Origin of the sequence: Oscillatoria salina IIICB1 (assembly GCF_020144665.1) — a bacterium.
Taxonomy (GTDB): domain Bacteria; phylum Cyanobacteriota; class Cyanobacteriia; order Cyanobacteriales; family SIO1D9; genus IIICB1.
The window spans coordinates 17,737-32,025 of sequence record NZ_JAAHBQ010000053.1 but is presented as its reverse complement, the minus strand read 5'-3'; the positions used below and the strand labels follow the sequence as shown (position 1 = coordinate 32,025).

The 14,289-nt window shown below is 41.1% G+C and carries 13 protein-coding genes and 1 tRNA gene; 4 read left to right on the top strand and 10 right to left on the bottom strand.

All coding sequences use genetic code 11. From position 1 onward, the window contains the following. Positions 1-14 precede the first annotated feature (14 nt). Together G3T18_RS16480 and G3T18_RS16475 are read left to right on the top strand one after the other, a co-directional pair. A complete protein-coding gene (locus tag G3T18_RS16480; protein WP_224411669.1) occupies positions 15-203 on the top strand; it encodes an NAD(P)H dehydrogenase subunit NdhS in 189 nt (62 codons plus the stop codon). Between the two features lie 83 nt (positions 204-286). Beyond that, positions 287-973, top strand: a complete 687-nt coding sequence (locus G3T18_RS16475; protein ID WP_224411668.1) for an HAS-barrel domain-containing protein — start codon at positions 287-289, stop codon at positions 971-973. A gap of 5 nt (positions 974-978) precedes the next feature. On the opposite strand, the gene G3T18_RS16470 is transcribed toward G3T18_RS16475, so the two are convergent. From G3T18_RS16470 to G3T18_RS16435, 8 genes are all read right to left on the bottom strand, one after another. Continuing rightward, positions 979-1,302 (bottom strand): hypothetical protein, encoded by a 324-nt coding sequence (locus tag G3T18_RS16470; protein ID WP_224411667.1) that lies wholly within the window; start codon positions 1,300-1,302, stop codon positions 979-981. A 176-nt stretch (positions 1,303-1,478) separates the two neighbouring features. After that, a complete protein-coding gene (gene dnaE, locus G3T18_RS16465) occupies positions 1,479-5,093 on the bottom strand; it encodes a DNA polymerase III subunit alpha (protein WP_224411666.1) in 3,615 nt (1,204 codons plus the stop codon). A 115-nt stretch (positions 5,094-5,208) separates the two neighbouring features. Further along, positions 5,209-6,096, bottom strand: a complete 888-nt coding sequence (locus tag G3T18_RS16460) for an alpha/beta hydrolase (RefSeq protein WP_224411665.1) — start codon at positions 6,094-6,096, stop codon at positions 5,209-5,211. A gap of 59 nt (positions 6,097-6,155) precedes the next feature. Beyond that, positions 6,156-7,619 carry an Asp-tRNA(Asn)/Glu-tRNA(Gln) amidotransferase subunit GatA gene (gatA, locus tag G3T18_RS16455; RefSeq protein WP_224411664.1) on the bottom strand — a complete coding sequence of 488 codons (1,464 nt, stop codon included), beginning with the start codon at positions 7,617-7,619 and terminating at the stop codon, positions 6,156-6,158. A gap of 322 nt (positions 7,620-7,941) precedes the next feature. Then, positions 7,942-8,015: transfer RNA gene (locus G3T18_RS16450), tRNA-Pro, on the bottom strand. A 217-nt stretch (positions 8,016-8,232) separates the two neighbouring features. After that, positions 8,233-8,598 (bottom strand): DUF1818 family protein, encoded by a 366-nt coding sequence (locus G3T18_RS16445; RefSeq protein WP_224411663.1) that lies wholly within the window; start codon positions 8,596-8,598, stop codon positions 8,233-8,235. 182 nt (positions 8,599-8,780) lie between these two features. After that, positions 8,781-9,380: a hypothetical protein gene (locus tag G3T18_RS16440; RefSeq protein WP_224411662.1), complete on the bottom strand. Its 600-nt coding sequence runs from the start codon at positions 9,378-9,380 to the stop codon at positions 8,781-8,783. 96 nt (positions 9,381-9,476) lie between these two features. Next, positions 9,477-9,704, bottom strand: coding sequence for a DNA-directed RNA polymerase subunit omega (locus tag G3T18_RS16435; RefSeq protein ID WP_224411661.1), 228 nt, complete (start codon positions 9,702-9,704; stop codon positions 9,477-9,479). Positions 9,705-9,982: 278 nt separating this feature from the next. On the opposite strand from G3T18_RS16435, the gene G3T18_RS16430 reads away from it, so the two are divergent. After that, positions 9,983-10,711 carry a GDSL-type esterase/lipase family protein gene (locus tag G3T18_RS16430; RefSeq protein ID WP_224411660.1) on the top strand — a complete coding sequence of 243 codons (729 nt, stop codon included), beginning with the start codon at positions 9,983-9,985 and terminating at the stop codon, positions 10,709-10,711. 46 nt (positions 10,712-10,757) lie between these two features. Here the strand turns inward: G3T18_RS16430 and G3T18_RS16425 are convergent, their stop codons facing one another. After that, on the bottom strand, positions 10,758-11,270 hold the full coding sequence (locus tag G3T18_RS16425) for a pentapeptide repeat-containing protein (protein WP_224411659.1): 513 nt from the start codon (positions 11,268-11,270) through the stop codon (positions 10,758-10,760). After that, positions 11,263-12,771 (bottom strand): LCP family protein, encoded by a 1,509-nt coding sequence (locus G3T18_RS16420; RefSeq protein ID WP_224411658.1) that lies wholly within the window; start codon positions 12,769-12,771, stop codon positions 11,263-11,265. Before G3T18_RS16420 ends, G3T18_RS16425 begins: the two co-directional genes overlap by 8 nt. Before the next feature lie 353 nt (positions 12,772-13,124). Here G3T18_RS16420 and G3T18_RS16415 point away from each other — a divergent pair, with 353 nt between their 5' ends. After that, a complete protein-coding gene (locus tag G3T18_RS16415) occupies positions 13,125-14,189 on the top strand; it encodes a mannose-1-phosphate guanylyltransferase (RefSeq protein ID WP_224411657.1) in 1,065 nt (354 codons plus the stop codon). Positions 14,190-14,289 lie beyond the last annotated feature (100 nt).

The following is a 14,289-nucleotide window of genomic DNA, read 5'->3' as shown; positions in this document are numbered from 1 at the left end:
GATAGAAAAGAGTTATGATTCTTCCCGGTGCAACGGTGAAAGTAACTAATCCAGACGATACTTATTACCACTTTGAAGGTATTGTTCAACGAGTTAGTGATGGCAAAGCAGCAGTTTTGTTTGAGGGTGGTAACTGGGATAAATTGATTACTTTTAACTTATCCGAGCTAGAAAATGTCGATCTCAAAGCTGGGAAAAAATAGTAATCGCGAGATCGGCGCTGGCATCTAGCCCGATCGCTGTTTTTCTCGGTCTGCTCAGTTTATCTACTTAAATAAGCTCGATTATGCGTCTTCCCTTACCGCAATTTGCTACTGAATCTCGCCACCCAAATCATTTTGCTGAGGTGATTGAAACCGCAACGACGGAATTTTTGGCGCAGTGTTTGGAACCGGAAGATTTGAGTTTTCCGAAAATGCCTCCTTTTGCCAGTTGGGTAAAATCAGTTGATGAGGAGTCGGGAAATAAAATTATGGCGGTGGTGACTCATGTTACTACTTCGGTAATCGATTCTGTCCATCGCGCTAGAGCTTTGGGTTTGTCCCTCAGTGAGTTGCGCGAACAGCAACCGCAAATTTTCGCGATGCTCAAAACTGAATTTTCGGCGGCGATCGTTGGTTTTGAGTCTCCTCAATCTTCTTTGAATGGCGCGAGTTCTGCTGGTAAAATCTTTCAATATCTACCTCCTCGTCCACCTCAGATCCATCAAGGAGTTTACTTTTGTCAACCTGAAGAGGTAATTAATTTTACGAACGAACTCGATTTTCTGCGAATTTTGTTAGATACGACAAGAGTACCGGGAGAGGCTTTAACGGCAGCCACCTTAAGAAATATTTATCGCTTGCGTAACGGCGATGGCTGCGCCGACCTTACGGTTCGTCAGTGGTTAGTAAAAGCGGGGAAAGCTTTAAACGTCTTACTCCAGGATGACTACGATCGCCTACGTTATATCCTCAGTCAAGTTCGCTATTAAAATTTTTACAGGTACTCAGCCAGAAAATCAAAGTTTTCTGACTGCTCCCAAAAGTTATCTTCCCAACAAGGTTGGGGAATAAAAGCCAAGAGAACATCTCTAACGTTATTTTCTATATCTTCTATATCTTCTCGCTCGAATAATCGAGCTAGAGCCGTCGAATCTCGTGGATTGAGAGGCATTAATGGAGCAGCGTGGAAAGAGGCGTCCCGACTAGACTTTAAATTTCGGCTAGCTCTAACGGCAGCTACTTTAGCGCTAAACTTCGCTAATTCTTGGGGAAAGGCGCTTCGATCGCGACTAGAGTGAGAAGATAGCAGAAATTTCATAAATACTACTAAAACACTAGGTGAAAACGCTAAGAAGGAAAATAATCTTGTCTGTGCTAATTTTTCTAGTACCAATCAAGTTTTGAGCTGGAAATTTACTCTTTATTATATTCGCCTAGAAAAATAAAGGCATACTCAAAATTTAACCTTATGTAAAGAAACGAGCGAAAATACTCTTAGGAACGATAGTCACTCAGCAAAGATTCCCGACGAGCAGCAAATTTCGCATTTTGCAGAGAATTAACAGTAGCTTGACAAGATTGTACCCAATATTTTTCGGCGAAAAGAACAAATTGACGAGCTTGATGAGAACCAATAATTCCTACTACCGGAACTCGTGCTTTTTCTCCTCCTCGTTGTTCTTGTAAAAGGCTTTTCAAACGGTTTAAATAACTATCATTTTCACTATGATTAACTTGATTAACGTCTAAGTCAATCATAATCATTCGTACCTTTTCAATAAGCTCTAAATCTTCCACAATTAGTTGAATTTTTTCTTCACGTTTATCTACTTTCCCCCAAATAACCAAAGGAACATCAACTTGCAAATATTGTTCAATCTCAGCATAAACACTAGCAAATACTACACCTTCAATTTGACTAGAAATATCTTCTACTTTTACAAAAGCCATGCGATCGCCAGATTTTTTACTAATATGATGTTTGACTTCGCTCAACATCCCAATTACACAAACTTTTGACCTCAAACCTTTTCCACCTAACTGATTAAAATCAATTGGTGAAAATATTCTTCCTGCCGCTTTATTGGCTGCATTTAAAGGATGTTCGGAAACGTAGAAACCCAGCAATTCTTTTTCAGACTGTAACTTTTCTTTTGCGGGGAAATCAGCTACTTTCCCAGCTTTCGGTGCAGACTCATATACTCGTTCGCTATCTTCTTCTACACTTGTATTTGCCATCACATCGAAGAGAGTTATTTGCCCGATTTCGCGATCTTTTGCTCTCCTTTGCGCCCAACCGTAAACTAATTCAAGATCGTGTAAAAGTTGATTGCGATTTGGCTCAATATTATCCAGCGCACCACACTTAATTAAAGTTTCCAAAGCACGACGGTTAACCACACGCAAATTCACGCGATCGCATAATTCTGCTAAACTACTAAACTTTCCTCCTGCTTCTTTTCTCGCAGTTAAAATATTCTCAATTGCTGCTTCCCCTAAATTACGCACTGCGGACAATCCAAACAGAATCTTCTCTCCCACCGGAGTAAAATCTACCTCTGAGCGATTAATATCTGGCGGTTCAATCTTAATATTTATTGTCCGACAATTTTCAATATATTTCTCAATTTTATCTGAATTACTACTATTTAAAGTTAGCAAAGTTGCCATAAACTCAACCGGATAATTAGCTTTCAAATAAGCTGTTTGGTAAGTTACATAAGCATAAGCCGTCGAATGGGATTTATTGAAACAATATTCTGCAAAATTGATCATTTGCTCGAATAAACTTTCAGCAATGGTTTTCAAAACTCCATTTTTAGTAGCACCATCGATAAAAATTTCTCGATGCTTTTGCATCTCAGCCATTTTCTTTTTTCCCATTGCTCTTCGCAACAAATCTGCTTGTCCTAAAGAATAACCAGCTAAATCTTGAGCCATCCGCATAATTTGTTCTTGAAAGCAAAGAGTTCCATAAGTTTCTTCTAAAATTGGCTCCAACATTGGATGCTGATATTCAACTTGTTCGCGACCATGTTTTCGGTCAATAAATTGGTCTACAAGTCCCGAATCTAAAGGTCCCGGACGATAAAGAGCTAAAATTGAAGATATATCTTCTATATTGGAAGGTTTTAGTTTTTGTACTACTTGACGCATTCCCGAAGATTCTAATTGAAATACGCCTTCTAATTCACCAGATTCTAAAAGTTCGTAAGTTTTTCTAACGGGATTCTCTGAGTTTAACTTAATTTTTTCTTTGCGGACAATATCCAGAGTTTTTCTTTCTTCAAAAGTGATTTCATCTGGTTCTATTTCCACTTGTTTGTTTTGCCCAATTAACTTAACAGTCTTTTGGATTGCCGTCAAATTTTTTAAGCCCAAAAAGTCCATTTTCAGCAAGCCCAGCGATTCTAATTCATCCATAGAATACTGAGTAATTACTGCTTTTTCATTATTTCTTTGTAGCGGGACAATTTCATCTAAAGGTACAGAAGAAATGACGACACCAGCCGCATGAACGCCAAAAGTTTTATTAGTTCCTTCGATCCGAATTGCCATATCTACCCAGCGACGAACCGGAATTTCTTCTTTTTCTTCACCTCGGATATTTTTAATTTTAACTGTCTCTTGTTCGTAAGCTTCTTTAAACCTTGGTTCGGGTGTAGCCTCGGAAATCATCACTTTCAGTTTAGCTGGTTTTCCCCTCGCTACAGGAATCATTTTTGCTAGGCGATCTGAGTCTGCATAACTAACACCTAAAACTCGCGCTACATCCTTCAAAACTGCTTTAGAAGTCATCCGGTTAAAGGTAATAATTTGAGCCACCTTATCTGCGCCATATTTTTCAGTTACATAGTTGATAACTTCATCTCGTCTTTCAATACAAAAATCGGTATCGATATCCGGCATTGAGATGCGTTCTGGATTGAGAAATCTTTCAAATAATAGTCCGTGATGAACTGGATCGATATTCGTAATTCCTAAAGCATAAGCTACTAAAGAACCTGCGGCAGAACCGCGTCCCGGACCGACAGGAATTTGGCGTTCTCTAGCATATTTAATATAATCCCAGACAACTAAAAAATAGGTAGAAAAACCCATTTGTTGCATGATTTTTAGTTCGTATTCCAGTCGTTGTTTGTAGTCAGGCTCGATTTCCGATCGCGTTTTGCATTTGAGTCGATTTTCTAGTCCTTCCCAAGCTACAGCTTCGAGATAAGTATCAGATGTATAGCCCGAAGGTATGGGAAAATTAGGTAGGCGAGGTTTACTTTTTAAGTTGTAAGGCTGGACTTTTTCAGCAATTTCGAGGGTATTAGCGATCGCTTCTGCAACGATTTCGTCATCCAAATGATCCCGGAATAATTGTTTCATTTCCTCTGCGGATTTGAGATACTCAGTCCCGCTATAACGCATTCGTTGATTATCTTCGATGAGTTTTCCAGTTTGAATACAAAGTAATGCGTCGTGTGCTTCTACGTCATGACAAGCAATAAAATGAGAGTCGTTAGTTATAATTAATTTAATATCTAATTCCCGGGCAATTTTCACTAGTTCAACGTTAACTAAACGATCCTCTCTCGAACCATGATCTTGCAATTCTAAATAGTAGTCATCACCAAAGATTTTTTTATACCATTTGGCTACTTGGCGCGCTTGTTGAAAGTCGCCTTTAATGATATTTTGGGGAACTTCGCCAGCGAGACAAGCACTGGTGATAATTAAACCTTCGCTGTATTCTGATAATAACTTTTTGTTAATTTGAGGGCGATAGTAATAACCTTCTAAATGGGATTTAGTAGTTAATTTAACTAAGTTTTTATAGCCTTGACTGTTTTTGGCTAAGACTATTTGATGGAATTTTTGATACTTTTTTCTCTCACTGATATTATCGGCGTTGATGATGTACATTTCATTGCCGATAATGGGTTTAATGCCTCGATCTCGACAAAGATTAACTAATTGAACTGCACCATACATGACACCATGATCGGTAAGGGCGATCGCGGGCATTCCTAATTCTACTGCTCTCTCAACTAAAGCTGGTAACTGGGAAGCTCCATCGAGCAGGCTATAATCGCTGTGGATGTGAAGACCAACAAAAGACATAAAATTTCGTAATTAGAGACTAAATTTCCGAAAAATCAAGCTGAAAAAAGTGGTTTGGAAGCTCGCACCACCAAAACAGCTAGGTTAAGATATTTAACTTGTACGACCGAGATATCTATGTTTTTACTGTAGTGCGGTGAGAGTTAACCATTTCGAGAAATTCACGAATCTTTTGTAAATATTGTTCTCCCGCAACAGAAGCTACATCATTATGTCCTGCGTCGGGTACAAACCAAAGTTGTTTTGGTGATGTAGCTGCGTCGTGTAAAACTTGACTCATGTAAGCGGGTACAGTGCGATCGCTAGTGCCGTGAATAAAGAATAATGGCATTGAGAGGGAATTAATTTTACTCAGCGAGTCAAATTTGTGAATGAGTAACAAATCTACCGGGAAAAGACGGAAATACCAACTTTTATGGTTCGACATTTCCCGCAAGGAAGTAAAAGATCCTTGAATAATCATAGCGGGAATTTCCGGATGATGAGTTGCTAACTCGATCGCGATCGCGCCTCCCAAGGAAAAACCATAAACAAAAATCTCTTTTGGAGAGATACCTCTTTCCTCTACTAAATAGTTGAAAGCCGTTTCCGCATCTTCGTAAACCTGTTTTTCCACCGGAAACTTGCCTTGACTGCGACCATAGCCGCGATAATCAAAGAGGAAAACATCGAAACCTAAGTGAAGAAACAATTGGGCTTGGGACAAATAACCAACCACATTACTACCGTTACCGTGAAGATAAAGTAAGACGCCAATTTTCGGAGCCACTGCGGGCAACCACCAACCGTGTAAATTTTCTTCCTTACCCTTTTTCGCGGTAATTGGCAACCACACCTCTTCATAAGCCAAACCGATATCTCTAGGAGTTGTCTCCACAGGTAGATAGGGAACAAAAATCAAGCGATTTTGCCACAGTAACAAGACAAGACAAAGTAAAAGATAGATAGAAACGGCTGTTCCCGTCGCGATCGCCAGGAAATACTTAAAGGCTCCAATTTCCACTTTATTTTGCCCCAAAATCAGTTTTCAGTAAGATGTATTCACTTTACTAAAGAAACTGCTTATCGTGTCAATGACGGATTTTTTAGATGCCAGTTGGTTGATTGTTCGTAAGCATGAGCCACTTGCAGTAGTAAATCTTCCCGGCAAACTTTACCAATAAGCTGCATTCCGATGGGTAATCCTTGTCCGTCAAAGCCACAAGGGACGCTAATTGCAGGTAAACCAGCCAAATTAACGGGAATAGTCATTAAATCGATCAGATACATACTTAAAGGATCGGTGGTTTTTTCTCCTGCTTTAAAGGCGGTGATTGGTGAAGTTGGACAAACTAAGACATCAACTTTCTCAAAAGCAGATTCAAAGTCTCTTTTAATCAAAGTGCGGACTTTTTGCGCTTTTAAGTAGTAAGCATCATAATACCCGGCTGAAAGAGTATAAGTTCCAATCATAATCCGGCGTTTAACTTCCGAACCGAAACCCTCAGCGCGGGTTTTCTCGTACATTTCCAATAAACTATCGGGATCTTCTACCCGCAAGCCATATTTAACTCCATCGTAACGAGCTAGGTTAGCCGATGCTTCACTGGGAGCAATAATATAGTAAGCAGGCAAACCGTAACGGAAACGAGGACAAGAAATAATTTGAATTTCTGCACCTAAATCTTGTAGTTGCTCGATCCCTTTTTTCACTGCTTCTTCAACAGCAGTGTCTAAACCTTGACCGAAGGTTTCTTTAATAATGCCAATTCGCAACCGGCTGCGGGAATGAAAATTTGGTCTGAGTAACTTCGCGTAATCCGGAATTTCCACTTTTAGAGAAGTAGAATCTTGAGGATCGTGTCCGGCGATCGCGCCCAGTAGAATTGCTGCATCTTCTACACTGTTAGCTAACGGACCAATTTGATCCAAAGAAGAAGCAAAAGCGACTAAACCATAGCGAGACACTAAACCATAAGTCGGTTTCATCCCTACCACACCGCATAAAGATGCAGGTTGGCGAATCGAACCACCAGTATCCGAACCTAGCGCGACTACACATTCTCTTGCGGCTACTGCTGCGGCTGAACCCCCAGACGAACCTCCCGGAACTCGTTGTAAATCCCAAGGATTAGCTGTCACCTTATAAGCAGAATTTTCCGTAGAACTTCCCATTGCGAACTCGTCTAAGTTCGTTTTCCCCACCATTACCGCTCCTGCCGACTTCAGCTTTTGCGTTACCGTTGACTCATAAGGTGGGACAAAATTTTCTAAGATTTTCGAGCCGCAAGTTGTCCGAATTCCTTTGGTACATAAATTGTCTTTAATCGCGATCGGAATTCCCGCTAGTAGCCCAATTTCCTCCCCAGCAGCAATTTTTGCATCCACCTGCTTTGCTGTTTCTAGGGCTAAATCTGCCGTCACGGACAAATAACTATTTACTTTTGGTTCTATAACTTCAATACGCTCTAATGTTTCTTTGGTAATTTCAATAGCCGAGCGTTCTTTCCTAATTAATTGTCTATGCAACTCGCGGATGGATACCATGCGTATACCTTTGAAGACTCAATTAAACTAAAAATTACACTATTATGCTGGAAATATTTGCTCTGCTGAGCAAATCCTCCTCAGAAAAAGCACCGTTTTGGCAGTAACACCTAAATTCAAGTATACCTTTGTCAATTTACCAAATTGGCTGCCTAAGTTTTGAAGCTATGGTGGCTTAATTTTTCTATCCCTGTCTTGGCTTCAGTAAGCAAGATCGGCTACTGAAGCAGATCTTGACAATTATTTTCCGTATTTCCTAGCTTCTAATAACAAATCCCAGGAGAGGGGTTACTCCTGGGACTGTAATTGTTTTGTTTAGCGATCGGAGCGGCGGGATTTGAACCCACGACCCCTACTACCCCAAAGTAGTGCGCTACCAAGCTGCGCTACGCCCCGATGTCGCTTTATCAGTATAGCACAAGATTGGGGATTGGGGATTGGGGATTGGGTTCAGTTATCAGTAAACAGTTAGCAGTTACTACCCTAACAGTAAACAGTAAACAGTAAACAGTGAAAAGTTTATTCGCTAATTGCTTCTTGTCTCCAATCTCTACTGAAAACTGAAAACTGAAAACTGATAACTGATAACTGATAACTGATAACTGGTCAGTGTTTAAAATACTTTGAGGTTTTTGGCTGCTTGGACTAATTCGGGAACTGCTGCGACTGACCAATTTCCCTCGCATCTGCGACCTGTGTTGAGAATTAAACGCAAATCGTAAGCGCTGGGATATCCTTCTACTTCCAGCCAAAGTAAGTTGCTTTCGGCTTCGCAGGCGATTTTTTCTTCGTCCATTAATTCTCTTGACATTTTGCTCATTGTCTGGGCTAACTGGGCAAGTAAGCGACAAAAATCGTCTAATTCTGCTTTGGTTAGTTCGATCGCCCAATCATCGCCGCCGACTAAGCCACAATACGTTGCTGTTCCTGGGTTCCAGCCAATTCGCCAGCCATTTCCAGTTTTGAGAATTCGCTCCATCAGTTATCAGTTATCAGTTATCAGTTATCAGTTATCAGTTATCAGTGACCAGTTATCAGTTATCAGTTATCAGTTATCAATCCCCAATCCCTTCCAGTCCCCAGTCCCCAGTCCCCAGTCCCCAGTCCCCAGTCCCCAGTCCCCAGTCCCCAGTCCCCAGTCCCCAATCCCCAGTCCCCAATCTAAGGTTTAAGTAAATCAGCCGCACCGGGACTAGGAAGAGTAGGAACTCTTCTTGGGGGTGGGGTGTAAGTTGGTTGGGGCGTTGGTTCGGTGGTTATTGGGGGAGTAAAGTTATTATTGGTAGCATTGGGATTAAAAATGCTGACGAGATTGTTAATCAAGCGATCGCGTTCTTCTCGGGTCATATTTTCAATGATTGCGCGATCGCCTGCTAAGGGATTTGTTTGTAAGGTGTTATATCCTGGATATTGATTTTCGTAAATATATTCGTGAGCGTCTAGGTAATCAGCGATCGTGAGTTTCCAATCTAAACGGAAGTTGGGGGGACGACTTTTGACGTAAAGATGATAGCTGAGTAAGCGACTGATGAAGGTGCTGTCTGTGTCTACTTCACCTGTTTCTACTCGGATGTATTGGTTTTCGGTTGGTAATTCGGGAAAACGTTCGTAAATTATTGATGCTATTCGGGCTGGTTCGACAAATTGTGCGATTGCTGGTTTGATTCCCATTTGTGTCGGTTGTTTTCCATAAATAGACAGGAAAATGCTACTTAGGATTACAATAATTAGTTTGGCTTGGGCTTTTTTGTTCAGTACCACGGTAACTAGCTTGACAAAAAAGAATTTTTGCTTAGTTGTTCTCAAGTAAGATTTGAGTGGAGCGATCCCGGTGCGATCGCTCTGAGTTTTTGTGCTTTACTCTCCAATAATTTCTGGTTGGGTGAGTTCGTCTGACATCTCGATAATTGCTCGAATTACTGGTTTCATCATCGGATCTTCGTTGTTGTTAAACTCTTCATCTCGACGACGTTTGGCTCGATTTGCTACTTGTACTGTAATTCGATAGCGGTTTGATGCTGCACTCATTAAGTCTTCGGAGCGATTCATGATTTCGGCTGGATTAAAGGAGAGACGCTTGCTCATGGGGTTTTGTTGCTAGATTTTTCAGTTCTACTTTCTAGACTCCAGTGTAATAGTTATTACGGCAAATTGCTCAATGCTTTAGCCGAGCTTCGTTTCGGGGACTGGGAAAGGAGAAGGCTGACAAGATTGACTAATCTTTTGAAAATCTGATGACGATGATACGATCCATTTATTGCTTGAGATTGGCAATAAAATGAGCGATCGCTTGATATTATTGTATAGATTGTTTTCAATTTCTTGACTTATAAATCGTTATTTAAAATCGAAATTAACAGTTTATGCAAACACTTTCCGCTCCTAGTTCGGTATTTATTCGTTCTGTTTCTCGTTCCCATCCCTTGAAAATTGTGGCTCTGGGAGATAGTATCATTTACGGATATGGCGATCCCGAAGGTGGTGGTTGGGTGGAACGACTGCGCCGCCAATGGATGTATCCAGAAAGTCCCGGTCATGTTATTTATAATTTAGGGATTCGTGGTGATGGAGTTGCACGAGTATCGCAGCGTTTGCAACATGAATTTGCTACTCGTGGAGAACTGCGCAATCGTCTTCCCGATTTAATTATTTTGTCAGTGGGTGTTAATGATTCTCCCCGTTTACAGCGTCCAAATGGTCGTTTATATACAGATTTTAATCTTTTCCAGGAACAAATAAATCAGTTACTTGATGAAGCACAAAATTTGTGTCCGGTGCTATTTGTGGGGATGGTTCCTGTAGATGAAACTAAAATGCCTTTTGGGGATTGTTTATACTATAATCATGAGGAACAATATCGTTATAAAGAAGCAACAAAATCAGCTTGTTTAAAACATAACATTCCCTATTTAGATATCTTTGATATTTGGATGAGCCGAGGACAAAGCTGGCGAATTTCAAGGCTTTATGCTGATGGTTTGCATCCGAATGTTCGAGGCTATCAAAGTTTATTAGCAGATGTTTTGAATTGGCAACCGATTGCTAATTTATCAGGGGTTAATTGCCAGGAAAAATCTTCAATAGTTAGTTAACTAATGTAGAGACGTGGGGTGCAACATCTCTACAACTGATAACTAATTAATAATCGCAGCCCAAACTTTCTCTCGTAGAAACACCAGTAACCGGATTAACACCATCAGCGCGATCGCACATCAATTTAACTTGGTAGCGATCGATAATCGCATTAGTAAAATCAGCGCCAGTAATTTTAGCATCAAAAAAGCGACTTTGGCTAGCGATCGCGTCGGTAAAAATGGCATTAGTCAAATCAGCAGAATCAAAAATCACGCGATCGATTAAAGATCCGGTTAAATCAGCACCATTCAAGTTAGCTTCTAACAAAATTCCTTTAGTAATAATCGCATATTGTAAGTCAGCGTTACTAAAATTTGCTCGACGCATATCAGCACCTGCAAATACACCACCCCGCAAATCTTTACCCGAAAAATCGCGATTTCGGAGTAAGGTACTAGTGTAATTAACATTAGCATCTTGCGCCCATGCTGGACGTGCATCTAAAAGTACCCAAAAGATTGCCAAAATTAAGATAACAATGATGGCGAACAAGCGCCCAATTCGAGTTTTAATCATCTGATTCTATTACTATTTCTTCTTCGTCTGATTCTACTACTTCGTCTTCTTTTTCTAACTTTCTCAGCAAATCTCGTCCAACTTTAATTGTTAAATCAGAATCAAGATCTCCGGTAGAATTAGCTTCGACTGTACCCAAACCTAAAACCTTTTTCAAGGTATTGGCTGCTTCGAGATCGCCCTTTTGGACAATAATTTCCGTATTAGTTAGTTGTTCGGGCTCCTCAGAAGCAAAATAGAGATTGTAAAATTCTTTTTTTTCCAAGTAATTAGCGACACGATAAATTACCTCTGGGTCATCAGTAGCATTTTGAAGAGCAATTCTGACTCGAGTGACTGGACGACGGAAATTTTCCTCCTCATCAGAGGTATCGGTATAGACATCAAAGTATTCTCTCATGATGCGATCGCGTCCAGTTTCGGACATAATCCAATAGCTGGCATTATATTCTTCTGGTGCGCTGAAACGACCTGGTAACATGACCATTTTCACGTCGTCTTTTTCTAAATCCAGAGCAAAACTAACTAATGCGAGCATTTCTTCAGTGCTGAGATTAGTATCGAGATATTGTCCGACAATCCGTACCGCTTTCGGCAAACGAGGTAAAATAGCGGGATTTTGGAGACGTTGCTTTAAGGCTGTGAGTAAAATTTGCTGTCGCTGTACTCGTCCAATATCTCCTTTATTATCGTTACGGAAACGAGCAAACTGTTCTGCTTCATCGCCATTGAGAGTTTGCCATCCTGGTTCTAAATCTATTTCTAATTTTTGAGTCACGTCCACGTAAAACATTTTTTCTGGGACATAAACCTCAACACCGCCCACCAAATCAACTAATTCCACAAAAGCATCAGTAGTCACGCGAATATAACGGTCAATTCGCACATTATTTAAAGTTTTGCTGACAACTCGCGCTGCTAGGGACGGACCGCCATCAGCATTTGCTTGATTGATTTTGGGAATTTCGAGTTCGCTAAATTCAACTCTAGTATCTCGCGGAATTGAGAGCATTCGTAAAGAATGGTCGGTAGGATCGAAGCGTAGCAATAGCATGGTATCGCTACGACCGTCAAAAACTTCTGCGGAATTAAGGTCGGCATCTGGGACTCGGTCTATTCCCATGACGAGAATATTAACTGGGCGTGCCAAATTATATTGCAGTAAAGCTCCCCAAGGATCTTTGTCTGATTTGCGGTCAGAATTACTAATGAGAAAGCTTTTCGGTTTCAGAAAAGAACTGAATTGAGGCGGTTGTGCGAGCATAGCGATAGTTGCTCCGACGATCGCAGAAATTGTCGCTGTAGCGATAAAAGCTGCACTCCAAAAACACCACTTCCAGAATCTAGTATTCAAGAAAAGTTTGTCTTTTGCTGTATTTTCCTCCTCAATTTCAGCTTCCGAAGCACAATCCTTATCTCTAGGCATTTCTTGAGAGGAGTCCTCATGGGGAGACTCTTCAAGCGCACAACCTGTTGTCAATTGTTCAACGCTGTCTTTCACACTCACCTCACACACTTAATTCAACTTAGGAGCGATCGCGCTAGAACTTCGTCAGACAATTTAAGCACAACCTTTGCACCCTTTGTGAATCTCTCATCTGCATTTTGACATTCACTGCCACTAATCCGAACAGGTTAGTCAGAATTTACTGTTGGTTTTAAGAAAGATTTACCATCTCTACTACTGCTCTTGGTTTAATGGTAAAGGAGCAACCGATCTCCTGACTAGAAAGAGCGAGATCGTCTCTACATCTGTTGACAGTTGTTATTTCCTCGGCTCAATAGTTATCCTCCCTGGTGAGGATATAACTAAAAAAATCACCAATTTTCTGTGTCCAACTACAAGCTACCAAAATGAATCAATCTTTGATACCTGTAATTCTTGCTGGTGGTAAGGGAGAACGCTTTTGGCCCCTTAGTCGCCAAAACCGCCCGAAACAGTTTTTGTCTCTTGATGGCAGTGGTAAAACTCTGTTAGAGGCAACTGCGGATAGACTTTTACCTTTGGCGGGAGGCTGGGAGCGACTTTGGGTCTGTACTGCGGCTGAGGTTGCTGATGGGGTACGAGAGCGATTGCCTCAATTACCCAAGGAAAATATCCTCATTGAACCAGAAAGAAGGGATACTGCTCCGGCGGTGGCTTGGACTACTTTAGAGGTTGCCAAGCGTTACGGACAACAAGCTGTTTTAGGTTTCTTCCCGGCAGATCACTGGATTGGCAACCAACAGGCTTTTCAAACTACTCTCCAAGCTGCTACAGAATTGGCTAGCAATGAAGCCGCGATCGCTACTTTGGGTATTACTCCTACTTATCCTTCTACTGGTTACGGCTATATCGAACAAGGAGAACTAAAAGGAGATTTTCAAGGTTTACCTACTTATAAAGTTACTCGCTTTACCGAAAAGCCCGATCGCCAAACTGCTGAGTCTTTTATCTCTACCGGACGCTTTAGCTGGAATAGCGGAATGTTTATTTTTCGTGCCAGTGTTTTCTTGACAGAGATGCAAAAATATGCTTCTGAGATTTTTCTTCCTTTACAAGCAGTAGGTAAAGCCGCTTACGGACAGTTAACCAAAAAAAGCATTGACTACGCTTTAATGGAAAAAACCCAACTAGCTTATGTCGTACCAGCAAACTTTGGTTGGGACGACCTCGGCGATTGGAACGCCCTCGAAAGACTCTTAAAGAAAGATAACCAGAATAACGTCGAATTAGCCGACCACGTCGGACAAGAGACGAAAGGAGCGATCGTTTACGCCAGCGATGACGAAGAAGTAATTGTTACCATCGGCTTAGAAGACCTAGTAATTGTTCGAGACGGCAAAGTTACCCTCGTAGCCCAGAAAAACCGCACCCAAGAAATCAAACAAGTTCTCAAACAGCTACAAACCCACCCAAAATATAAAAAACTCTTGTAGTTGTCCAGACATAATCCTCAATTCCAAACCGAAAAACCTCTTAGCGCCTCTTCTTAGCGCCTTAGCGCCTTTGCGCGACACTTACCACCAACCAACAACA